Source organism: Dyadobacter koreensis (assembly GCF_900108855.1).
Classification (GTDB): domain Bacteria; phylum Bacteroidota; class Bacteroidia; order Cytophagales; family Spirosomataceae; genus Dyadobacter; species Dyadobacter koreensis.
Genome location: NZ_FNXY01000009.1, coordinates 305,816 through 328,228 on the forward strand (window position 1 = coordinate 305,816; position 22,413 = coordinate 328,228).

Here is a 22,413-nt window from a genome sequence, read left to right on the forward strand (position 1 = left end):
AGATTTTCTCTGGCTATCCTGACCTTTTTCTTTTCCTTCTCCAAAATCTCCTGGCAGGCTTGTCCTTTGTAATGGAATTAGAAGTAACTGCGATATTATTCTCAAAAAATAATTGTCTGATTTCAGTTACAGAACAATCAAACTGAACAGCCAAAGTCTCAATTTCCAGACATTTATTTAGATATCTGTTTATTATTTCCTTTTTCCTAAAATCTGTAAGTACCTTTTTTCCAAAGTAATTCTTCTTAATTTCCGACTGATAGCTTACTAAAATTTGAATAATCTCATCCAAGTCAGACGGCCTTATCCTGATATTTGAGTCTATTGTATCCAATTGATAAACAAATACGCTTTGACCAATTGAGACATAAAACAAACCGTTTGCCGTTTTTATCAGTTCAAGATTATATCTGCTTTTCTCCGTGTTGATAATTTCGGATTTTATTATTTCCTGCATAAGTGTATGTCGTAAAAGTGAAATCCCTTGATAATATCGAACGGATAATTTATCAAGGGATTAATATACAATTTACTATACAGAAAATATCTCAGCCTTATACTCTAATCAAACAATTCATATCTTATTAAAAATTTGCCTAGAACGTTCTACTTCCTAACCGCCTCAATCGCGCCACGGACACTGCCATACTGATCCAGCAGCGATTCGGCCTCATCCGGTGAAACACCTAGTTCATCTATAATCATGTGGATCGCACGGTTTACCAGCTTTTCGTTGGTCATCTGCATATCCACCATTTTATTTCCTTTTACTTTTCCAAGACGAATCATCACAGAAGTGGAGATCATATTCAGTACCAGTTTTTGGGCGGTACCCGATTTCATTCTTGTACTTCCTGTCAAAAATTCTGGTCCAACTACTACCTCAACAGGAAAATCACACGCTGCTGCGATAGGGGAACCGCTGTTACAAACCACACAACCTGTCAGCAAACCGGCTTTTTTAGCCTCATTTAATCCGCCAATCACATAGGGTGTGCGGCCGGAAGCGGCCAGTCCGATCAGCGTATCGTTTTCATTTAAATTATAGGGAGCAAGATCAATCCACGCCTGCGTCCAGTTATCCTCTGCATTTTCCACCGCTTTTCTGATCGCAACATCACCGCCGGCAATAATGCCTACAACCAAATCAAAGGGAACGCCAAAAGTTGGCGGGCATTCCGAAGCATCCACAACCCCCAAACGACCACTCGTTCCGGCACCGATATAAAATAAACGTCCGCCTTTTTTCATACGCGGAACAATCTCCTCGATCAAAGCTTCAATTTGAGGAATTACCTTTTGAACGGCATTAGGCACAGTCTGATCTTCCCGATTGATAGAGCTCAAAATTTCATTGACACTCATCTGATCAAGATTATTGTAGAGAGATGATGATTCGGTTGTTAGCATGGAATGTTGCATTGATTGAAATCCAAAATTAATTATTTTCTGTGAACGAACCTTTACCAAATAAATAATATGGGATTTATCTAAGTATATCCGCAAATATTTGGCGTAAAATTTGGAAAATAAAAAGATAGGCTTCTAATTTGTAACACCAAGTTAGACTTAGCGAAATTTCGCTAAAAATTATATTTTCGTTTTTTGATTGATTTATGTTAATCGTACGTTCCATCTTCCTACTGATCGTAGTCACGTCCATGACGTGAGTGAGATGTTAACGGCATATACCCGCACCTCACTCACCCGCTGAGTGAGGTGTTTTTTATCTTACAATAATTCACCATGGCGACAGAACTAAACAGATTTTCGAAAACCTTAACCCAGGAAGTTACAAACCCGGCAGCTCAGGCAATGCTTTACGGCATTGGATTAAAAGAAGAAGACATGGTAAAGCCACAAATTGGTATTGCCAGTACAGGTTATGAAGGAAACCCTTGTAACATGCACTTAAATGGTCTTTCTGTTTATGTAAAACAAGGAATCACGGCTAATAACATGGTCGGCCTGATCTTTAACACCATTGGAGTTTCCGATGGTATGACAAACGGAAATGACGGGATGCGTTATTCACTTCCAAGTCGCGATATCATTGCAGATTCTATCGAAACGGTTGTTGCCGCACAGTGGTATGATGGTGTGATCGCTGTGGTTGGTTGTGATAAAAATATGCCTGGTGCTGTGATGGCGATGGCGCGTTTAGACCGTCCTGCTATTATGGTATATGGTGGAACGATCCGTTCAGGTCATTATAAAGGACAAAAACTGGATATCGTTTCTGCTTTTGAAGCACTTGGTAAAAAGTTTGCCAACAATATTTCTGACGAAGATTATAAAGGAGTTATACAAAATTCAATTCCTGGTCAGGGTGCTTGTGGTGGGATGTACACTGCAAATACAATGGCTGCTTCGATTGAAGCGATGGGATTAAGTTTGCCTTTCAGCAGTTCTTACCCGGCAACGCACGAAGGAAAACAGGAAGAATGCAGGAAAATCGGTGCGGCAATGAAAAACTTGCTTGAGCTGAATATTACACCAAGAGATATAATCACAAAAAAATCACTTGAAAATGCTTTGACTTTGGTTATGGCATTGGGTGGTTCTACAAATGCTGCATTACACTTTCTCGCGATTGCACGTGCGGCAGATCTTCCTTTGACGTTGGACGATATTCAGGCAATTTCCAACAAAGTGCCTTTCATCGCTGATCTTAAACCAAGCGGTAAATACTTCATGGAAGATATTCTTGCCATTGGCGGTGTTCCTGCGGTAATGAAATATTTGTATTCAAAAGGAATGATCCATGGCGATTGTTTGACTGTAACAGGAAAAACTTTGGCAGAAGACTTAGCCGAAGCACCGGATCTTGATTTTGAAACACAAAAAATTATTTTCCCTCTGGAAAACCCGATTAAGTCTTCTGGGCATATCCAGATTTTATACGGCAACCTTGCCCCAACGGGTTCTGTTGCAAAAATTACAGGAAAAGAAGGTTTGACTTTCGACGGCGAAGCAAAAATCTGTGAGCATGAAACGGAAATTATTACCATGCTTTCCAAAGGAGAAATTAAAGAAGGTCATGTGGTAGTAATCCGTAACGCCGGACCAAAAGGTGGACCAGGTATGTCAGAAATGTTGAAACCAACATCTGCGGTTATGGGAGCCGGACTGGGTGATAAAATTGCACTGATCACTGATGGTCGTTTCTCAGGAGGAACACACGGATTTGTGGTGGGGCATATCACACCTGAGGCATTTGACGGCGGACCGATCGCGCTTGTGAAAGATGGCGACAGAATCACAATTGATGCAAACACACGTCAACTGATTGTGCATATTTCTGATGAAGAAATGGCAGCACGTAAAGCGGCATGGGTACAGCCAGCACCGAAATTCACGAAAGGTATGTTGGGAAGATATATCCGCACGGTAAAATCTGCCAGTGAAGGATGTGTTACTGACGAAGCGTAAAAATATGGAGAACGGTCAATTCAAATTGGATAGAACAGCTTTTCATGCCGGAACGCATGAAGAAACTGAAAAATATTATGCGAAAAATCAGCCAAAAACATCCGCTGAAAGGTTGATGGCGGCTAATTATCTTAATAGTGTGGCTTTCCAATTTGATTTGAACAATCCTCCTAAAATGGATAGAACTGTTTTCTCAATGCGAAAACACGAATTATAAAATTGAGATTGAAAAAAATTCATCCGACTAAATAAGTAGAGGTCATGGAATTTAATGAAAACCAAACACAAACAACCGGAATCGCTGAACAGCCTGTTTCGGTAGCAGCACCAGAACTGATCAACGGTTCTCACGCACTGATCCAGTCGTTGATCATAGAAGGCGTCAAAACGATCTTTGGATATCCTGGCGGCGCGATCATGCCGGTCTACGATGCTATTTATGACTATCAGGAACAAATTGATCATATTCTCGTACGTCATGAGCAAGGTGCCGCACACGCTGCTGAGGGATTTGCCCGCATTACTGGTGGGGTTGGAATATGTTTGGCAACATCAGGTCCTGGCGCTACAAATCTGGTAACCGGAATCGCAGATGCAATTATTGATTCAACACCAATGGTTTGTATCGTTGGTCAGGTTGGATCTCATTTGCTGGGAACGGATGCTTTCCAGGAAACGGATATTATGGGTGTGACCATTCCAATTACAAAATGGAACTACCAGATCACCAATCCGGATGAAATCCCTGAAATCATTGCAAAAGCATTTTATATAGCAAAATCCGGCCGTCCTGGTCCGGTACTTATTGATATCACAAAAGATGCGCAGCTGAAATTGATGTCAAAATCATTTGTCTATAAAAAATGTGAAAAATTGCTGAGCTATCGTCCACGCTTGTCGCCAAAGGAAGAGCAGGTGGAAGCGGCAGCAAAGCTTATCAACGAATCAAAACGTCCATTTTTATTTTTCGGACATGGCGTACAAATTGCTCATGCTGAAAAGGAATTATTGCAATTTATTGAAAAAACAGATGTTCCTGCGGCTTCAACCTTATTAGGACTTTCCTCTGTTTCTGTCGATCACCCGAATTATGTGGGTTGGTTGGGGATGCATGGAAACTATGGAACAAACGTGCTTACCAATTCTTGTGATTTGATTATCGCGATCGGTATGCGTTTTGATGACCGCGTGACAGGTGATTTGAGCCGTTATGCAAAACAGGCGAAAGTTGTCCACATCGAAATTGATCCTGCGGAAATTGATAAAATCAAAAAAGCAGATGCACCGGTTGTAGGCGACGCCAAACGCGCATTGGAAATGCTTTTACCGCTTGTGAATGAAAACAATCATGCAGAGTGGAGAGCAGAATTCAAGAAATTTGATGCGATTGAAGACGAAAAAATCACGCAGCCGGAACTTGCTCCGACTACGGAAAAAATAAAAATGGCGGAAGTTATCCGTACGCTTTCCAATAAAACAAAAGGAGAGGCAGTTGTGGTAGCCGACGTTGGTCAGCACCAGATGATGACGGCGCGTTATTATCAGTTTAAAAAAGCGAATTCGTTTATCACATCCGGTGGTTTGGGAACCATGGGTTATGCGCTTCCCGCAGCTTTTGGAGCAAAAGTAGGAGCACCTGACCGCGAGGTGGTTGCGATTATCGGCGACGGTTGTTTCCAGATGACCATTCAGGAACTTGGAACCATTGCGCAAAGTGGCTTGCCTGTTAAAATCATCATTTTGAATAATAATTTTCTGGGCATGGTTCGCCAGTGGCAACAGCTTTTCCACGAAAAACGCTATTCATTTGTTGAGCTGCAAAATCCTGATTTTATCACGATAGCAAAAGGTTTTGGTATCAACGGACATACCTGCGGCGCAAGAGAAGACTTGAACGATTCGCTTGACAAAATGCTTGCTTCCGACAAACCGTATTTATTGGAAGTATTGGTTGAAAAAGAAGAAAACGTATTCCCAATGGTTCCAACGGGAGCTTGTGTAGCGGATATCAGACTGGAATAATGTAAATGAATTTTCAGAATCACTTGCATTTTTTCACTAGACATTAAAAGAATCATGACAACTTACACCATTTGCGTATTTACGGAAAATACGATTGGGATATTAAATAAGATCACAACCATTTTCACCCGTCGGCGTATTAACATCGACAGTCTGACGGTTTCGGAAACGGAACGCAAGGGAATATCCCGCTTCACAATCGTCATTCGTCATGAATCACGCGAGGCTGTTGAAAAACTTGTTCGCCAGATCCGTAAGATCATCGAAGTGCTTGCCGTTTTCGGTTATCTGAACGACGATATCGCTTACAATGAAATCGCGATGTTCAAGATTTCAACACCGATCGGAGCAAAACCACTTGATATTGAAACGATTAACAAGGTTTACAAGGCGTGGGTTGTATACTGGCACCTGACTTATGTGATCATTCAGAAAACCGGTACGGAAGAAGAAATTTTCGAATTCTTCAACTATATCAAACCACACGAAATCCTTGAATTTGTACGCTCAGGACGCGTTGCTGTTAGCAAATCTCCTCAGACACTGGTGGATTACCTGCCGGAAGCGGAGTGGGAATATTATATGTAGTAACATAATTTTCATAGTATTGTCTTTTATTTTGTAGTAATCAATAATTCAATTAATAATCAATGGCAAAATTAAATTTCGGCGGGGTCGAAGAAGAAGTAGTTACCCGCGAAGAGTTCCCACTAGAAAAAGCTCGCGAAGTACTATCTACTGAAACCATTGCCGTGATCGGATACGGTGTTCAAGGTCCTGGTCAAAGCTTAAACATGCGTGACAACGGATTTAACGTAATCGTTGGACAACGTAAAGGTGGTAAATCATGGGATAAAGCGATTGCTGACGGATGGGTTCCTGGCGAAACACTTTTCGAACTTGAAGAAGCATTGGCTAAGGGAACAATCATTTGCTACCTTCTTTCTGACGCCGCTCAAATCGAATTATGGCCAACTGTTAAGGCTAATTTGACTGCCGGTAAATCATTGTATTTCTCACATGGTTTCGGTGTAACTTATAAAGACCAGACTGGAATCGTTCCTCCTGCTGACGTAGATGTATATCTTGTAGCGCCAAAAGGATCAGGAACTTCTCTTCGTCGTTTGTTCGTAGAAGGAAAAGGTTTGAACTCATCTTTCGCTGTATTCCAGGATGCAACTGGTAAAGCACGTGAAAAATGTATCGCAATGGGTATCGGTGTTGGTTCAGGATATTTGTTCGAAACTGATTTCTACCGTGAAGTTACGTCTGACCTTACTGGCGAGCGTGGTACTTTGATGGGTGCTATTCAGGGAATTTTTGCTGCTCAGTATGAAGTGCTTCGCTCAAACGGACACACACCATCAGAAGCTTTCAATGAAACTGTTGAAGAATTGACTCAATCATTGATGCCTCTTGTTGCTGAAAACGGTATGGACTGGATGTACGCAAACTGCTCTACAACAGCGCAACGTGGTGCTTTGGACTGGTGGAAACCATTCCGTGATGCTACTAAACCTGTTTTCGAACAACTTTACAACTCAGTAAAATCTGGCGAACAAGCTACTATCTCTATCACGCGTAACTCACAACCTGACTACCGTGTGAAATTGGAAGAAGAATTGGCTGAACTTCGTGAATCAGAAATCTGGCAGGCAGGCGCTACGGTACGTAGCCTTCGTCCGGAGCGCGGATAATAATATTCTTGACCTTACAGGCCTTAAAACCTGTAAGGTTTTAATAAATTTAAGGCTTTACGAAAATAATCGTAGGGCTTTTTTCATTCCAGACATGTCTTCATCTTCATCCACTCCAACACTAGACAACATTTTCCTCGCTGCCGAAAGACTTCGCGGAATCATAAATCATACTCCATTGCTTTACAATGCCCATTTATCGGAGCAGTATGAAGCTAATATTTATTTAAAAAGAGAAGATCTTCAAACCGTTCGTTCCTATAAAATCAGAGGCGCTTATAATAAAATGGCAAGTCTGAGCGCTGAGGCGTTAGCCGGAGGTGTGGTTTGTGCAAGCGCGGGGAATCATGCGCAAGGCGTTGCTTATGCATGCCGGAAAATGGAAGTGAAAGGTGCTATTTTTATGCCAACAACGACACCGGCACAAAAGGTAAAACAGGTTCGTTTATTTGGTAAAGAGTGGGTTGATGTGCATTTGGTAGGAGATACTTACGATGATGCATACCATGCTTCGGTTGAATATCAAAAAGAAAACAATGCCACTTTTGTCCATCCATTTGATGATTTACAGGTTATTGAAGGACAAGGAACGGTTGGACTGGAAATATTTAAGGATGCCAATTTCCGAATTGATTATTTGTTAATGGCAATTGGCGGCGGTGGATTAGCTTCTGGTATCTCAACTGTTTTCAAGCAACTTTCTCCAAAAACACAATTGATCGGTGTGGAGCCACTTGGTTCTCCGACGATGCAAAAGTCGATTGAAGAAGGCCACGTAGTTACTTTGGATCACATCGACAAATTTGTTGACGGAGCTGCTGTTCGTCGTGCAGGAGATATCACTTTTGATATTTGCAGCAAAAGTTTGGACAAGGTTTTACTGATTCCGGAAGGAAAAGTTTGCTCAACTATTCTTCAGCTTTATAACGAAGAAGCCATCGTAGCCGAGCCGGCTGGCGCATTGACAGTTGCGGCTCTGGATATGGTTAAAGATGAGATCAAAGGAAAAAATGTCGTCGCTTTAATCAGTGGCGGAAATAATGACATTACACGCACAGAAGAAATTAAAGAGCGTTCACTGCTCTACGAAGGATTAAAACATTATTTCATCATCCGCTTTCCACAACGTTCCGGAGCATTTCGTGAATTTTTAAATGTACTTGGACCCAATGACGATATCGCACGATTTGAATATGTCAAGAAAACGAACCGCGAACAAGGTCCTGCATTAGTAGGAATTGAATTGAAAAACCGTGAAGATTTTGAACCGTTAATTGAGCGGATGAATGAGAATAGGGTTGTGTATGAATATTTGAATGACCAGCCGGATTTGTTTCAGTTTATGGTTTAAATTGCATTTAATCCTAAGGCTCGATTATTTGTTATCTTTGTAAATCAGTTAATTAATCATTCCAATTTATGCTGCCTGATAAACAACAGATTATTGAGTTAATACAAAGTCGTAAACCAGCAATTCAAAAATTAGGTGCTGAACGGCTTGGCATATTTGGCTCGTTCGCAAGAGGAGAACAAAACGAAATGAGCGATATTGACTTAGTGGTTGAATTTAGATCAGGCATGAAAAAGTATAAAAATCTTCTTGATTTGGTCGATTTATTGGAAGAAACACTTCAAAGAAAAGTTGATTTATTAACCTGGGAAGGAATGGCTTCCTTTGTCCAAAGAGAAGCAAAAAAAGATATTCAGTATGTCTCTTTCGTTGATTGAGTTTTTAGAACATATTCAGAAAGAATTAACTTTCCTAGTAACCCATTCTGCTACTGTTACATTTCAACAATTTATTGAAGACGATTTGATTAATCGTGCTTATTTGAGAAGTCTCGAAATTGTTGGAGAAGCTTCCAAAAAAGTCCCGGATGAAATCCGTTACAAATATAGAGAAGTCAACTGGCGTGGTATGATGGGTCTCAGAGACGTATTAATCCATGAATATTTCCAGGTAGATTATGAAGTGGTTTGGGAGGTACTTCAAAACGATGTTCCTCTTGCCAAGGAATGGATTGATCTTATCATTATAGAGGAAAAGAATAACTAATCATCACCTTGCTACGCGTCCCTTCCCACATAAGCTCTCAGGAGTTTGAATCCTTAAAAATTCAGGATATGACTTTTGTTGCCTATCGCAATGAAGTATATCCATCCCGTTACGAGGTTTTTTTTGAGGAACATGCAGTGATTGTTGTCCTTGAAGGCGAAAAAAAATTCAGCAGCCCGACGCAGGAAGTTTATGTTGAAAAAGGTGATATTCTTTTTATTCAGCGTGGTTTTTACCTGATGTCTGAATCCATAAATGAATCTTATAAAAGTCTGGTTTTCTTTTTTGATGAAAAGTTGTTGAGAGAATTTGTAAATCTGCACCCTGAACTTTTTAATCCTGACGAAGCGACCAATACCCTCGAAAATCCCATTCTCCCGCTGAAATCAGATGAGAATTTTGAAAAATTCATTCAATCTGTTTTTCCATATTTTAAATCCAGAACAGAATTGAAAAACCATTTTCTCCGGCTGAAATTCCAGGAATTGTTGCTGCACCTGCTGGAATTGGATAAATCAAAACAACTGAGAGCAAATCTTTACAGTTTGTATATCGGTGAAAAAGTAGATCTGTCGTTTTTGATGAACAGTTATTACCTCAAACCACTTACCTTAAACGAACTCGCCAGACTATCCGGCAGAAGTTTATCCGCCTTCAAACGAGACTTTCAGGAAGAATTCAAAACCTCACCTGCGCTTTGGCTGAAAAACAAACGACTTGACTACGCTGACTTTTTATTAAGAAATAATACCAAAAACGTGACAGAAATCAGTACTGAAATTGGGTATGAAAGTGTTTCACATTTTATAAAAATGTATAAGGAAAAGTTTGGGGTAACGCCGAAAAAGCATGGGTAATTCAGTATAATTTTATTCTGAATCAATTTGTTATCTTTGCATATACATTCTTTTGTACATAACTACACACAACTTGGAATCACTAATCATTCACCCAACAAAAGAACAGGAAAAAGCAATTATTGCTTTTCTTGAAGCTATGCATGTTCCTTTTGAAAAAAGAAACGACTTGCTTCCAAATCATGTAATCGCAGGAATAGAAAAAGGCCTAAAAGATGTGACTGAGGGAAAAACAATGTCGCTTAACGAATTTAAGCAAAGACGCTCCTCTCTAAGATGAGGTACGAAATTGTCCTGACACAAACTGCAATTGAAACGTACGAATCAATTTTTGAACAAATCCAGACGGGGTGGGGCAATAAAGTTGCGGATAAGTTCGAAGTAAAGATGTTTGAAACGCTGAATCAAATATCTAAAACGCCTTTAATTTTTAAGTCAATTTAGGAGAATCCAAGTGTACGAAAAGGGCTAATAAATAAAAATTGCTCGTTCTTCTATGAGGTTAATTCTTTTGAAATTCAGATTCTTTTCTTCTGGGATAACAGACAAGATCCCCCTTTAATTTAGCACGCAACCAACTGTATAATTCCAATCTATTTTTAAAAAATTCCCAGAAATCAATAAAGATTTCCGCCCAACCTGCCTTCTCAAACCAAAAACACTATTTTTTGAACGTTTCCCGTTATACTTATTTCAAGTATTCTGATGAAATTTGTTTTCCTGATTATTTTACCGGTCAATTGCCGGTATAAGTAGCTTCTTTTCAGCTACATATCTGTAGAAGTTAATATTAGTTACATATTCACCATAAATTGAGAATGAGTAATCAAGCGAGTACCCTTTTTGACAAAGTGTGGGATGCACACGTTGTTCGTAAAATTGAAGATGGCCCGGACGTGTTTTTTATCGACCGTCATTTTATCCATGAAGTAACCAGCCCGGTCGCTTTCCTGGGACTTGAAACCAGAAATATTGGTGTTATTTATCCTGAGCGTACTTTCGCAACGGCCGATCACAATACGCCTACAATCAACCAACACCTTCCTGTACAGGATCCACTTTCGGCGAATCAGCTAAAAGCTTTGGAAACAAACTCTGCTAAATATGGTATTTCTCACTGGGGTTTGGGTAACGCAAGAAATGGTATCGTACACGTAGTTGGACCAGAAAATGGTATCACGCTACCGGGGATGACGATTGTTTGCGGTGATTCTCATACATCTACACACGGTGCATTTGGCGCCATTGCTTTTGGTATTGGTACTTCTGAAGTTGAAATGGTACTTTCTTCTCAGTGTATCATGCAGCCAAAACCTAAAAAAATGCGTGTAAACGTTAATGGAAAATTAGGTAAGGCAGTAACGCCGAAAGACGTTACGCTATATATTATTTCAAAATTGACAACGGCTGGTGCTACGGGTTATTTCGTGGAATACGCCGGTGATGTTTTTGAAAATATGTCCATGGAAGGCCGTATGACGGTTTGTAACATGAGTATCGAAATGGGTGCCCGTGGTGGTATGATCGCTCCTGACCAGACTACTTTCAATTATATCGAAGGCCGCGACCAGGCTCCAAAAGGTGAGAAATGGGACAAAGCACTGGCGTATTGGAAAACTTTGAAAACAGACACAGATGCTGTTTTTGACAAGGAATATACTTTCAATGCAGAAGATATCGAACCAATGATCACTTACGGAACAAATCCGGGAATGGGTCAGGGAATCTCATTGAATATTCCGACAGCAGAATCAGTTGAAGGCGGAAAAGCAACATATGACAAGTCGCTGAATTACATGGGATTCCATGAAAATGAGTCGATGTTGGGCAAAAAAATTGACTACGTATTTATCGGTAGCTGTACAAACGGCCGTATCGAAGATTTCCGTGCATTTGCTTCCATCGTAAAAGGACGTAAAAAAGCGGATAACGTGACTGCATGGGTTGTTCCGGGCTCACACATCGTTGAAGCCCAAATTAAAGAAGAAGGAATTCTTGACATCTTAACCGAAGCAGGTTTCGAACTTCGTCAGCCAGGCTGTTCTGCATGTCTTGCGATGAATGATGATAAAATACCAGCAGGTAAATATGCGGTAAGTACCTCAAACCGTAACTTCGAAGGCCGTCAGGGCCCGGGAGCACGTACGCTTTTGGCTAGTCCATTGGTTGCTGCGGCGGCGGCGGTAACGGGAGTTGTAACGGATCCCCGGGATCTGTTGTAACTGGTGAAGGTTACACAGAGGTTCTCAGAGAAAAAAGAGAACCACAGAGGTTTTTTGAACAAATATTACTAACCTTTTTCGTGTGACCAAGATATCAGTTTGTGGTCTATGATGTTGAATCATAATCACAAAGTAATGGAAATTAATGAAATTACCGGAGAGATTATCGGATGTTGTATTGAAATTCATAAGGAATTAGGTCCTGGATTGCTTGAATCTGCTTACGAGGAATGTCTGGCATATGAATTAAATAATGCCGGCCTCTTTTTTGAAAGACAAAAACCAATTCCCGTTCGCTATAAAGAAATTTATATTGAATATGGTTACCGAATGGATTTTGTTGTTGAAAATGAAGTGATTGTTGAATTAAAAAGTGTGGAATTAATGTCAAATGTCCATACTGCTCAAATTCTAACATACATGAAATTCGCACAAATAAACGCAGGCCTGTTAATCAATTTCAATGTTGCAATATTAAAGAATGGCATAAAAAGATTCATAAATTAAATCTCTGTGTCCCTCTTTTAAACTCTGTGGTTCTCTGTGTCCAAAACATATTATAGAAAAAATGGCTTACGATAAATTCACCATATTAAAAAGTACGGCAGTTCCTTTGCCGATTGAAAACGTTGATACGGATCAGATCATACCAGCACGTTTTCTTAAAGCTACAAAACGTGAAGGTTTTGGAGATAATCTTTTCAGAGACTGGCGCTACAATGGCGACGATACTCCGAAGCAGGATTTCGTATTGAACAACCCGATCTATTCTGGTAAAATCCTTGTAGGCGGACGCAACTTCGGAAGCGGATCAAGCCGCGAGCACGCTGCCTGGGCAATCTATGACTACGGTTTCCGTTGTGTGGTTTCAAGTTTCTTTGCCGATATTTTCAAAGGCAACTCCCTGAATATCGGAATTTTACCAGTTCAGGTAAGTGAAGAATTCCTTGACAAAATATTCCAGGCAATAGAGGCAGATCCGAATGCAGAACTTGAAGTAAATCTTCCTGAACAAACGATCACCATTGTTGCTTCGGGCGAGAGCGAAAAATTTGATATCAATGGCTACAAAAAACACAATATGATCAACGGTTTTGATGATATTGATTATTTGCAGGCGATGAAAAGCGATATCAAAGAATTTGAAGCACAAAGACTATATTAAACGGCTATCGGCGGTCGGGTATCGGCAATCGGCTTTTTTGGGCTGATAGCCGAACCCGATAGCCGACTGCCGACCGCCCCATGAATAAACGCTATATAGAAATAATGGACACGACACTCCGGGATGGAGAACAAACATCCGGTGTGTCGTTTTCCGCATCTGAAAAGCTGACGATAGCTCAGCTCTTGTTGCAAGAAGTAAAGGTTGACCGCATAGAAATTGCCTCGGCAAGAGTTTCCGAAGGAGAATTTGAAGCGGTTAAAAAAATTACAGACTGGGCAAATCAAAACGGTTTTATTGATAAAATCGAAGTTTTGACTTTTGTAGATGGTGACGCGTCCATCAACTGGATGATTAATTCCGGTGCAAAAGTGATGAACCTGCTTACAAAAGGTTCATTGAACCACCTCACCTTTCAATTAAAAAAGACTCCTCAGCAGCATTTTGAAGATATAGAACAGGTAATTGAACTTGCGCAGTCGAAAGGGATTAGCTGTAATGTTTATCTTGAAGATTGGAGTAACGGCATGCGTACTTCCCGTGAATACGTTTTTGCCGCACTTGACTTTTTGACAAAACAACCTGTAAAACGGATTCTATTACCAGATACATTGGGCATTCTTACGCCCTCGGAATCCTATGAATTTGTAAAATCAATCGTCGATCGCTATCCGGATAATCATTTTGAATTTCATGCGCATAATGATTATGATCTGAGCATCGCCAATGTAATGGAAGCCATTCGCGCAGGTGCACATGGACTTCATTTAACCGTTAATGGTATGGGCGAAAGAGCTGGAAATGCTTCTTTGGCCAGTACGATTGCCGTTATAAAAGATTTCATGCCGGAGGTTGAAACTTCGGTTGTTGAGCGATCTTTATACAAAATCAGTAAGATTGTTGAAACATTTTCAGGTATCAGAATTCCTTCCAACCGACCGATTGTCGGCGAAAGTGTTTTTACGCAAACTGCTGGTATCCATGCAGATGGAGATAAGAAAAATAATCTCTATTTCAGTAACCTGATGCCGGAACGTTTCGGAAGATTGCGTTCTTATGCATTGGGAAAAACCTCCGGAAAAGCGAATATTGAGAATAACCTGAAAGATATCGGGATCACATTATCTGATGCTGACCTCAAAAAGGTTACCCAGCGAATCATTGAGCTTGGCGACAGGAAAGAGGTTGTAACGCCGGAAGATCTTCCCTATATCATTTCTGACGTACTGGACAGCAGTGCGATTGAAGAAAAGGTTGTTATCCTCAATTATGTCTTGACGCATTCAAAAAATCTTAAACCGTCTGCAACTTTACAGATTACTTTCGGTGAAGAGATTTATGAAGAAAATGCGCAGGGCGATGGTCAGTATGATGCATTCATGAACGCATTGAAAAAAATCTATGCGAAGAAGGGAATTTCATTGCCGATGTTAACAGATTATACCGTGCGAATTCCGCCGGGAGGAAAAACGGATGCACTTTGTGAGACGATCATTACCTGGGAAATAAATGGTAAAGATGTAAAAACCAGAGGTTTGGATTCTGACCAGACGGTTTCGGCGATTCAGGCAACTCAGAAAATGTTGAATTTGCTGGGTGTTCCAAGTGCGCTTGATTTGAATGCTAAGTTGGAAGAGGTTAATTCGGAATTTCAAAAAATATAAAATATCAAAGTAGATTAGGTTATGTCACCCTTTCAGGGTTAAGATCTCAGCTCGATCTATCCATTTCTATAATAATGTCATCCCGTTGGGATTATTGACAAGCAATTAATCCCGAAGGGATGATATTATTATAGAATGTGATTGGCTCCCAATAATTTTAAGCCCCGTTGGGGCAGCCTATTACCTCGATAACGAATTCTTTAAAATCTAAATCAAAAACCATAATAAACCCGTAAAGCCAGTTAAACTGATAACGGATTATAAATTTTAACCATAATAATGAAGAAGAACATCTTAATAGTACCTGGTGACGGAATTGGACAGGAAGTTACAGAAGTTGGAAAAAAAGTGCTGATTAAAATTGCTGAGAAATTCGGGCATGAATTCACTTACGACGAAGCATTAATGGGCCACGTTGCAATTGAAGCAACTGGAAATCCACTTCCGGACGAAACTTTGGAAAAAATGCGTGCTTCTGACGCGATCTTGTTTGGAGCTGTTGGTCACCCGAAATATGATAACGACCCGACTGCAAAAGTTCGTCCGGAACAAGGTTTGCTTAAAATGCGTAAAGAACTTGGTTTATATGCCAATTTACGCCCGATCAAACTTTTTGATGAGCTATTGGGTGCTTCTTCGATCAAACCTGAAATTCTTAAAGGCTCTGACATCCTTTTCTTCCGCGAATTGACTGGCGATATCTATTTTGGAGAAAAAGGCCGTAAAAATGACGGAGATACAGCTTATGACATTGCCGAATATAGCCGTTATGAAGTAGAACGCATTGCTCGCAAAGCTTTCGAAGCGGCTCGTACACGTGGCAAAAAATTATGTTCTGTTGATAAAGCAAACGTTTTGGAAACAAGTAGACTGTGGCGTGAGGTGGTTCAGGCGCTTGCACCAGAATATCCGGATATCACGGTTGAACATCAGTTTGTTGATTCCGCTGCGATGATGCTTATCAAAGATCCACGACGTTTTGATGTGGTTGTAACAGCGAATTTATTCGGTGATATTCTGACAGATGAAGCAAGTCAGATTGCTGGCTCAATGGGTATGTTGGCATCTGCTTCGGTAGGAGACAGCACTGGCGTTTATGAGCCGATCCATGGTTCAGGACATGATATTACGGGTATGGGCGTTGCCAATCCAATGGCTTCGGTACTTTCTGCGGCTTTGCTGCTTGATATTTCTTTCGGTTTGAAAGCTGAGTCTGACGCCATTATCTCGGCGATTGACCAGGTTTTGAAAGCCGGTTTCCGTACACGTGATATCGCTGATTCAACAACTGCACCAGAATTTATTCTAGGAACGGATGCAATTGGTGAAGAGATTTTGAAACGTATTTAATATAAAAAATAAGATTCATTATAAAATACATCTTTTTTTGAATTTTCATTAAGAATGATTTGTGCAACCAAAATCTTCTTAGTACTTTGCAGAAGAAAATCGCAGTCAGCGAATTTTCGCAAATAAAATAAAGATGAAACTTATTGACAATTGCATTTTTCTGCTCATTCAGAGTAACCTGTAAAAAGGAGAAAGGCATTGTCTTGAATAGATCAAAAACCCTTTCTCTAACACGGAAAGGGTTTTATATTGTCCTAAAATTAGTAAATTCGTAATTCAATCTTTAATCACAGTACCCACAATGAGTCAACGAGTTCAAATCTTCGACACAACATTACGCGACGGCGAACAAGTCCCGGGAAGCCAATTGACAACAGAAGAAAAGATAATTGTAGCTACACAACTCGAAAAACTGGGGGTAGATGTTATTGAAGCAGGATTTCCTATATCCAGTCCGGGTGATTTCAGATCCGTGGTTGAAATTTCAAAAGCAGTTCGTGAACCGATTATATGTGCACTTTCCCGTGCAGTAACAGGCGATATCGATGCTGCAGGAGATGCGCTTGCCTTTGCTAAAAGAGGACGTATCCACACAGGAATTGGTTCTTCTGATATTCATATTCAGCATAAGTTCAATACGACAAGAGAGAAGATTATTGAAAGAGCTATTGCTGCTACGAAATATGCCAAAGGAAAGGTAGAAGACGTAGAATTTTATTGCGAAGATGCGGGAAGAGCTGACCTTGTTTTTCTGGCACAACTGGTTGAAGCTGTGATTGCTGCGGGTGCAACTGTGGTAAATATTCCTGACACGACTGGCTATTGCTTGCCGGAGGAATATGGTGCCAAAATCAAATATATTTTTGAAAACGTAAAAGGAATTCATAACGCAACAATTTCTATTCACTGTCATAACGATCTTGGTTTGGCGACAGCTAATTCCTTGGCTGGTATCCGCGAAGGTGCTCGTCAGGTGGAGGTCACCATGAATGGAATTGGTGAGCGCGCCGGGAACACTTCTTTGGAAGAAGTGGTAATGGCTTTGAATGTTCATAAAGAACTAGGTTACGAAACAGGCGTAAATTCGCAGTTGATTTACCCGACCAGCCAGTTGGTATCGAAAATGATGCGTATGCCGGTTCAGGCAAACAAAGCAATTGTGGGACGTAATGCGTTTGCACATTCGTCAGGAATTCATCAGGATGGGCACTTAAAAAATACGCTTAATTACGAAATCATGAATCCACAGGATGTGGGTGTTGATAAATCGGATATCGTATTGACAGCACGTAGCGGCCGTCATGCATTGAAACACCGTTTAGAGCTTCTTGGCTTTACTTTTGAGAAGGTAATCCTGGATGATCTTTACAAAAAATTCCTTGATGTTGCCGATTTGAAGAAAGAAGTTAACGATAAAGATTTAGTGGATTTGGCACGTACGGTTGTCATCGCTTAATATTTTTCATACATCATTTTGGATAATTACCTGAATATGAATTTGATGTTACAATGCTTTTTTGTATCATTACATAATCAATAACATCCATCAGATTACAAAAAGCCCTCGGTGAGTCTGACTAAGGGCTTTTTTCTTGTTTATAAAATGATGGTCCGGTTATTATGAATGAAAACGCGGTCGTTGAAAACAAGCTTTAAAGCAGACGTTAACACCCGTTTTTCTGTATCTCTTCCCAAAGTTGACATATCGCTTGCCGTTTGTCTGTGATCAACAGATTTCACGTCCTGAGCGATAATTGGCCCTTCATCCAGATCATTATTTACAAAATGAGCTGTCGCACCTATGATTTTCACACCACGTTCGTAAGCCTGCCGATAGGGATTTGCTCCGATAAATGCGGGTAAAAATGAGTGATGAATATTGACGATCCGGTCCGGAAAATGGTTGACAAATTCCGGCGTGATAATCCGCATGTATTTGGCCAATACGAGGTATTCCGGGCGATATACATCCAGCGTTCTCAAAATTGCTTCTTCGTGTTCTTCACGGCTTCTGTTTTCGTGTGAAATAAAATGAAAGGGAATCCCAAATTTGCTGACCAGCGGCTGCAAAGTGTTATAATTACTGATCACAGCCAGGATATTCGCATCCAGCTCATCAAAAGCATATCGAAGTAATAATTCACCCAGACAATGGTGTTCTTTGGTTACCAGAACAACAATATCTTTTTTCTTTTTGGGATTTAAACGCAGATTAATTCCGGCCGGCAGTTCCTTTTGAAGGATTTGTAACAATTCAGTTGCATCCGTTTCTCCTTCAAATTCCGTCCGCATGAAAAAATACGCTGACGGACTTACATATTCATCGTTTCGAATGATGTTTTGATTGTGCTCAAAAAGTATGCGTGTTACCTGATAAATGAGCCCTTTATGGTCCGGGCCGTCCATCAGCAATATATGGCGGTGATTCATCTGTTCAATTAATACTGGATATTTCTGCTAAATAACGAATTTTTGATGTCTAACGCAGAATTGAATTATGAAATGGGAATTTGTAAATATATTTTGAGTGGTGTAGCGTGCATCGTAATATTATGCAAAATTGTACAAAGCGTTCCAGAAAGGAACGCAGGCAGATCCCAATATTAACATTTCTACCAACAAGATCTGCCTAAGGCAGATATAAAATAATCAAGCGGATCTATCGCAAACTCATAAGCGGTATATTCCTAATTTTGTGCCTGCGGCACACCTTGTTGGTAGATTACGAAAGCCAATTTTTGGTAGCGTTCCATCGGAACGCCTTGTAATTTGCCCCTGGACGTTCCAAAAATCCGGTACATTATCATACTAATCAAAAATTTTTTATTCCCATCATTCCAACTTTTTGCCAAAAAGTGCTGTTAAACCTACAAATTACTTATCCTAAAAAATGGCTGAAGAATTAATAATACCTGTCGGAACAGACCGTAAAGAAATTTACGACGCCTTAATACCACAAATCAATGCTTTGATCGAAACCGAAAGCGATCTGACTGCAAACCTTGCCAATATTGCTGCCGCACTAAAAGAAGCCTTTGGATTTTTTTGGGTCGGTTTTTATATAGCAAAAGAAGGACAACTTGTTCTGGGACCATTCCAGGGACCAATTGCCTGTACACGAATTCCTTTCCACAAAGGCGTTTGCGGCGCAAGTTATTCCCAGCAAAAAACAATCATCGTACCGGATGTGGATCAGTTTCCCGGCCATATAGCCTGTGCTTCAGCTTCCAAATCAGAAATCGTACTGCCGGTTTTTCATAGAAACGGTACTGTAGCGATGGTTTTGGACGTTGACAGTGACCAGTTGAATGATTTCTCAGAAACAGATGCGGAAGGCTTGCAAAACATTCTAACGCTTTTGGAAAGAAAATTATAGCTATTTGATATAACGTTTCCTAAGCAAGTGCATCATGAAAACATTGATTTCCCATTGATTCGCTAACGGCTGATTCGTGAATGGAACGGTTGGCATATAATGCGGAGGACCAAATTCTGTCAAAAATGTAATTTGTTCTCCGCTTTTTATTTTTCTTTCCACAACAACGTCCCACCAGGCCAAATGCGCTTTAAGCGCAGATTCCCATTCAGGAGCACGTGGATCATTCACTTGTGGGCCTTCCGGATGTCCGATTCGTGCATGGATATGGCCAGCGCGGGAAAGTGCCAGTTTCACCGTTTCTTCCTGATCTTCCAATAAAGTTTCCGCCACATTACACCAGTGCGAAATATCAAGCGTTAATTTCAATTTTGGGTTTTTCTCAATAAAATTTCTTGCAATATGTGCAGCGAAAAGCATTCTTGCGCGATGCGTTTCATGATAAATCGGAATACCGCTTTTCTCCGAAGCTTCGCTGGTATGATCTATAAATGCTTTATTCTGATCATAACTGAAATGATCTCTTCCGCTATGACAATTGATATAAAGCGGTTTGATTTCTGATTTTGTTGTGGCTGCGTCAATTGATTTCTTGAAAAAATCAAGATGGGCTGCGTAGTCTTTTAATCCAGAACCGCATAAAAATCCTACCTGCAAATCGTGTTTTTTTAATGCTGCAAATAGCTCGTCGTGATCCTTCTGATTCTGTGGCCACCAAAATTCTGCACCATCGTAACCCTCCTTTTTGGCAGCTGCGCAGAAGGCATCAACAGTACCATCGTAGCCCCAGTTAGTAGCCAGAATTTTTACGGAACTGGCGTTTACTTTTTCAAATGACGGAGCATTTTCTTTTGCGATCGTTTCTATGGCTGATAAGGTACCTAATCCGGCTATTGCAGTGTTCATAAATTTCCTACGATTCATTTCGTAATTGGTTGTAAAACTTATTAATTGCGTTAATCCGCTGAAAAGAAGCGAATTATAATAATTTTGATGCGCTGCTGCTTGTCATGACTTAGGGAAATTTCCAATAAAAATATTTTGCAGCATTACTGATGTTCTCTTAAAAACGATCTGCCAGCGAAAATTTTATTTGGTTTTTGGCTGTTCCGTTTGCTTCAACGTGTCACCTGCTTTAAGAAACTCAGCAACTTTTGCCTCATTAAACCCATTGATAATATGTAAATCCGGATGCAATTTTTGTACCTCGGCAACGCCGTTCTCCGTAACGGCAGATTTCCAGATATAGATATTTTTCAGACTTTTGGACGAAGCAAGATTTTTCAAACCGGCGTCGGTAACTTTTGTCCCGACCAAATTGATGTATTCCAGGTATTGCAAATCTTTCAGCGCGGTTAATCCAGCGTCAGTTACGGCAGTGTACTCCAAATGCAGTTTGTTCAGATTTTTAAGTTTGACGATTTCCTTTGTTGCTGCATCGGTCACCTTTGTTCCACTCAATTTTAGCCAGATAATTTGGTCTGATAAAGGGGATAGTAAATTGATCTGCCCATCTCCAAAACCTGGCGCATTCACAGCACTTACTTCCAAAAGATTTTTATCATGAGATATCGGCATTACAAGAAGTCCAGCCTTTTTAATAGCTTCCACTGCCTTTTCATTAGGCACCGGAACCTGTAAACTTAAAACCGGAGATTCAGCACTTTTTGCATTTTCACCTCCTGAACCAGATGTTAATGAGGCAAGAGCTGGCTTGACCTGTTCCGTAATTTTTAAATCCGACACTTTTTTATCCGCTGAGGCACCCTGTTCAATCCACCAGCTCAGCAAAGCAATTTGTGATTCTGAGAGCTGTGGTTTTCCTTTTGGCGGCATATGGTCATCGTCCGTTTCAGGAAGCAGACAGCGCTTGATCATGGCACTTTCCAATGCTTTTCCAGAAACGAATAGCGGGCCGTCTTCACCACCTTTCAGCAGCATAGTTATATTGTCCATACGTAATCCGCCTTTTTGCTTATTCTCATTATGGCATTGTACACAGCGCATTTCCAGAATTGGCTGAACAATATCTTGGTAAACAACTGCCTGATTGATATCCGTAATTGGTTTTATTTCTGTCTTTTCTTCTGTTCGGGGCGGAATTCCCGCCAGAGTCCGGAATGGTTCAGGCGTATATTGTGTCAAATAACCATCTCCATGCGTGAGTGAGCCGCCATCATGCCCGGCTGTAAATGTCAAAATCGTGGAAAGCCCCAGTGCCGGAAGATAAATAGCCGAACCGATTGAAATTTTCCCTGACTTAAATAACCAGGCAATCCACGCAAAAACCGCCACGCCAATTCCCTGCCACTGATGATCGCTCAATAATTCTTCGTCATATCCTCCGCCAAGCGACAAAAGATATCCCGCCATACAAGCCATTGTCGCGCCAATAGCAGACCAAAAAAGTATAAATGTGATTGAAGAATCGCTTACTGAGATCTTTCCGATTCGTTTGCCAATTTCCAAAAGCGCCGCGATCAGTAAAAATCCAATGGGCAAATGCACCAGAACAGGATGAAATCGCCCGATAAAATAAGTCCAGTCTGAGGCTTGCAAGAGGGTTGACATA

At 40.6% G+C, this 22,413-nt stretch carries 21 protein-coding genes; 17 read left to right on the forward strand and 4 right to left on the reverse strand.

The window, feature by feature from the left end:
* Nucleotides 1-606: 606 nt before the first annotated feature.
* Entirely contained in the window at nt 607-1,410 is an 804-nt protein-coding gene (gene murQ / locus BMY70_RS26510; protein ID WP_090340602.1) for an N-acetylmuramic acid 6-phosphate etherase, read from the reverse strand.
* Between the two features lie 336 nt (nt 1,411-1,746).
* Between murQ and ilvD the strand changes: the two genes are divergently transcribed.
* From ilvD to BMY70_RS26590, 16 genes are all read left to right on the forward strand, one after another.
* A complete protein-coding gene (gene ilvD / locus BMY70_RS26515) occupies nt 1,747-3,432 on the forward strand; it encodes a dihydroxy-acid dehydratase (protein WP_090340604.1) in 1,686 nt (561 codons plus the stop codon).
* A 4-nt stretch (nt 3,433-3,436) separates the two neighbouring features.
* Entirely contained in the window at nt 3,437-3,649 is a 213-nt protein-coding gene (locus BMY70_RS26520; RefSeq protein WP_090340607.1) for a hypothetical protein, read from the forward strand.
* Between the two features lie 44 nt (nt 3,650-3,693).
* Nucleotides 3,694-5,454, forward strand: coding sequence for a biosynthetic-type acetolactate synthase large subunit (gene ilvB / locus BMY70_RS26525; protein WP_090340609.1), 1,761 nt, complete (start codon nt 3,694-3,696; stop codon nt 5,452-5,454).
* A 54-nt stretch (nt 5,455-5,508) separates the two neighbouring features.
* Nucleotides 5,509-6,042, forward strand: a complete 534-nt coding sequence (ilvN, locus tag BMY70_RS26530) for an acetolactate synthase small subunit (RefSeq protein ID WP_090340612.1) — start codon at nt 5,509-5,511, stop codon at nt 6,040-6,042.
* 62 nt (nt 6,043-6,104) lie between these two features.
* Nucleotides 6,105-7,151 carry a ketol-acid reductoisomerase gene (ilvC, locus tag BMY70_RS26535; RefSeq protein ID WP_090340616.1) on the forward strand — a complete coding sequence of 349 codons (1,047 nt, stop codon included), beginning with the start codon at nt 6,105-6,107 and terminating at the stop codon, nt 7,149-7,151.
* Nucleotides 7,152-7,245: 94 nt separating this feature from the next.
* Entirely contained in the window at nt 7,246-8,502 is a 1,257-nt protein-coding gene (gene ilvA, locus BMY70_RS26540) for a threonine ammonia-lyase IlvA (RefSeq protein ID WP_090340619.1), read from the forward strand.
* 68 nt (nt 8,503-8,570) lie between these two features.
* Nucleotides 8,571-8,879 carry a nucleotidyltransferase family protein gene (locus tag BMY70_RS26545; RefSeq protein WP_090340623.1) on the forward strand — a complete coding sequence of 103 codons (309 nt, stop codon included), beginning with the start codon at nt 8,571-8,573 and terminating at the stop codon, nt 8,877-8,879.
* Nucleotides 8,860-9,207, forward strand: a complete 348-nt coding sequence (locus BMY70_RS26550; RefSeq protein ID WP_090340625.1) for a HepT-like ribonuclease domain-containing protein — start codon at nt 8,860-8,862, stop codon at nt 9,205-9,207. The genes BMY70_RS26545 and BMY70_RS26550 overlap by 20 nt, the downstream gene beginning before the upstream one ends.
* Nucleotides 9,208-9,215: 8 nt before the next feature.
* Complete coding sequence (locus BMY70_RS26555; RefSeq protein ID WP_090340628.1) at nt 9,216-10,064, forward strand: helix-turn-helix transcriptional regulator; 849 nt, start codon at nt 9,216-9,218, stop codon at nt 10,062-10,064.
* A 73-nt stretch (nt 10,065-10,137) separates the two neighbouring features.
* Nucleotides 10,138-10,344: a DUF2683 family protein gene (locus BMY70_RS26560; protein WP_090340632.1), complete on the forward strand. Its 207-nt coding sequence runs from the start codon at nt 10,138-10,140 to the stop codon at nt 10,342-10,344.
* Nucleotides 10,345-10,882: 538 nt separating this feature from the next.
* Complete coding sequence (leuC, locus tag BMY70_RS26565; protein WP_090340635.1) at nt 10,883-12,286, forward strand: 3-isopropylmalate dehydratase large subunit; 1,404 nt, start codon at nt 10,883-10,885, stop codon at nt 12,284-12,286.
* 135 nt (nt 12,287-12,421) lie between these two features.
* Nucleotides 12,422-12,793 carry a GxxExxY protein gene (locus tag BMY70_RS26570; RefSeq protein ID WP_090340637.1) on the forward strand — a complete coding sequence of 124 codons (372 nt, stop codon included), beginning with the start codon at nt 12,422-12,424 and terminating at the stop codon, nt 12,791-12,793.
* Between the two features lie 61 nt (nt 12,794-12,854).
* Nucleotides 12,855-13,451 (forward strand): 3-isopropylmalate dehydratase small subunit, encoded by a 597-nt coding sequence (leuD, locus tag BMY70_RS26575; RefSeq protein ID WP_090340640.1) that lies wholly within the window; start codon nt 12,855-12,857, stop codon nt 13,449-13,451.
* Between the two features lie 80 nt (nt 13,452-13,531).
* Nucleotides 13,532-15,115: a hydroxymethylglutaryl-CoA lyase-like TIM-barrel protein gene (locus tag BMY70_RS26580; protein WP_090340642.1), complete on the forward strand. Its 1,584-nt coding sequence runs from the start codon at nt 13,532-13,534 to the stop codon at nt 15,113-15,115.
* A gap of 279 nt (nt 15,116-15,394) precedes the next feature.
* The gene (leuB, locus tag BMY70_RS26585; protein ID WP_090340645.1) at nt 15,395-16,465 is read left to right on the forward strand and encodes a 3-isopropylmalate dehydrogenase; all 1,071 of its coding nucleotides are present in this window, start codon (nt 15,395-15,397) and stop codon (nt 16,463-16,465) included.
* A gap of 301 nt (nt 16,466-16,766) precedes the next feature.
* Nucleotides 16,767-17,921: a 2-isopropylmalate synthase gene (locus BMY70_RS26590; protein ID WP_090340648.1), complete on the forward strand. Its 1,155-nt coding sequence runs from the start codon at nt 16,767-16,769 to the stop codon at nt 17,919-17,921.
* 140 nt (nt 17,922-18,061) lie between these two features.
* Here BMY70_RS26590 and purU read toward each other — a convergent pair whose 3' ends face one another.
* Complete coding sequence (purU, locus tag BMY70_RS26595; protein WP_090340650.1) at nt 18,062-18,895, reverse strand: formyltetrahydrofolate deformylase; 834 nt, start codon at nt 18,893-18,895, stop codon at nt 18,062-18,064.
* Between the two features lie 460 nt (nt 18,896-19,355).
* Between purU and msrC the strand changes: the two genes are divergently transcribed.
* Nucleotides 19,356-19,841 carry a free L-methionine (R)-S-oxide reductase MsrC gene (gene msrC / locus BMY70_RS26600; protein ID WP_090340652.1) on the forward strand — a complete coding sequence of 162 codons (486 nt, stop codon included), beginning with the start codon at nt 19,356-19,358 and terminating at the stop codon, nt 19,839-19,841.
* Here msrC and BMY70_RS26605 read toward each other — a convergent pair whose 3' ends face one another.
* Together BMY70_RS26605 and BMY70_RS26610 are read right to left on the reverse strand one after the other, a co-directional pair.
* Nucleotides 19,842-20,747, reverse strand: a complete 906-nt coding sequence (locus BMY70_RS26605) for a sugar phosphate isomerase/epimerase family protein (RefSeq protein ID WP_229209792.1) — start codon at nt 20,745-20,747, stop codon at nt 19,842-19,844.
* A 183-nt stretch (nt 20,748-20,930) separates the two neighbouring features.
* Entirely contained in the window at nt 20,931-22,412 is a 1,482-nt protein-coding gene (locus BMY70_RS26610; RefSeq protein WP_090340659.1) for a c-type cytochrome domain-containing protein, read from the reverse strand.
* Nucleotide 22,413: the final 1 nt, after the last annotated feature.

Excerpts from the sequence above, each read along its gene's own strand:
- murQ (WP_090340602.1), bottom strand. The coding sequence starts at position 1,410 with ATGCTAACAACCGAATCATCATCTCTCTACAATAATCTTGATCAGATG.
- ilvD (WP_090340604.1), top strand. The coding sequence starts at position 1,747 with ATGGCGACAGAACTAAACAGATTTTCGAAAACCTTAACCCAGGAAGTT.
- BMY70_RS26520 (WP_090340607.1), top strand. The coding sequence starts at position 3,437 with ATGGAGAACGGTCAATTCAAATTGGATAGAACAGCTTTTCATGCCGGA.
- ilvB (WP_090340609.1), top strand. The coding sequence starts at position 3,694 with ATGGAATTTAATGAAAACCAAACACAAACAACCGGAATCGCTGAACAG.
- ilvN (WP_090340612.1), top strand. The coding sequence starts at position 5,509 with ATGACAACTTACACCATTTGCGTATTTACGGAAAATACGATTGGGATA.
- ilvC (WP_090340616.1), top strand. The coding sequence starts at position 6,105 with ATGGCAAAATTAAATTTCGGCGGGGTCGAAGAAGAAGTAGTTACCCGC.
- ilvA (WP_090340619.1), top strand. The coding sequence starts at position 7,246 with ATGTCTTCATCTTCATCCACTCCAACACTAGACAACATTTTCCTCGCT.
- BMY70_RS26545 (WP_090340623.1), top strand. The coding sequence starts at position 8,571 with ATGCTGCCTGATAAACAACAGATTATTGAGTTAATACAAAGTCGTAAA.
- BMY70_RS26550 (WP_090340625.1), top strand. The coding sequence starts at position 8,860 with ATGTCTCTTTCGTTGATTGAGTTTTTAGAACATATTCAGAAAGAATTA.
- leuC (WP_090340635.1), top strand. The coding sequence starts at position 10,883 with ATGAGTAATCAAGCGAGTACCCTTTTTGACAAAGTGTGGGATGCACAC.
- BMY70_RS26570 (WP_090340637.1), top strand. The coding sequence starts at position 12,422 with ATGGAAATTAATGAAATTACCGGAGAGATTATCGGATGTTGTATTGAA.
- leuD (WP_090340640.1), top strand. The coding sequence starts at position 12,855 with ATGGCTTACGATAAATTCACCATATTAAAAAGTACGGCAGTTCCTTTG.
- BMY70_RS26580 (WP_090340642.1), top strand. The coding sequence starts at position 13,532 with ATGAATAAACGCTATATAGAAATAATGGACACGACACTCCGGGATGGA.
- leuB (WP_090340645.1), top strand. The coding sequence starts at position 15,395 with ATGAAGAAGAACATCTTAATAGTACCTGGTGACGGAATTGGACAGGAA.
- BMY70_RS26590 (WP_090340648.1), top strand. The coding sequence starts at position 16,767 with ATGAGTCAACGAGTTCAAATCTTCGACACAACATTACGCGACGGCGAA.
- purU (WP_090340650.1), bottom strand. The coding sequence starts at position 18,895 with ATGAATCACCGCCATATATTGCTGATGGACGGCCCGGACCATAAAGGG.
- msrC (WP_090340652.1), top strand. The coding sequence starts at position 19,356 with ATGGCTGAAGAATTAATAATACCTGTCGGAACAGACCGTAAAGAAATT.
- BMY70_RS26605 (WP_229209792.1), bottom strand. The coding sequence starts at position 20,747 with ATGAACACTGCAATAGCCGGATTAGGTACCTTATCAGCCATAGAAACG.
- BMY70_RS26610 (WP_090340659.1), bottom strand. The coding sequence starts at position 22,412 with ATGTCAACCCTCTTGCAAGCCTCAGACTGGACTTATTTTATCGGGCGA.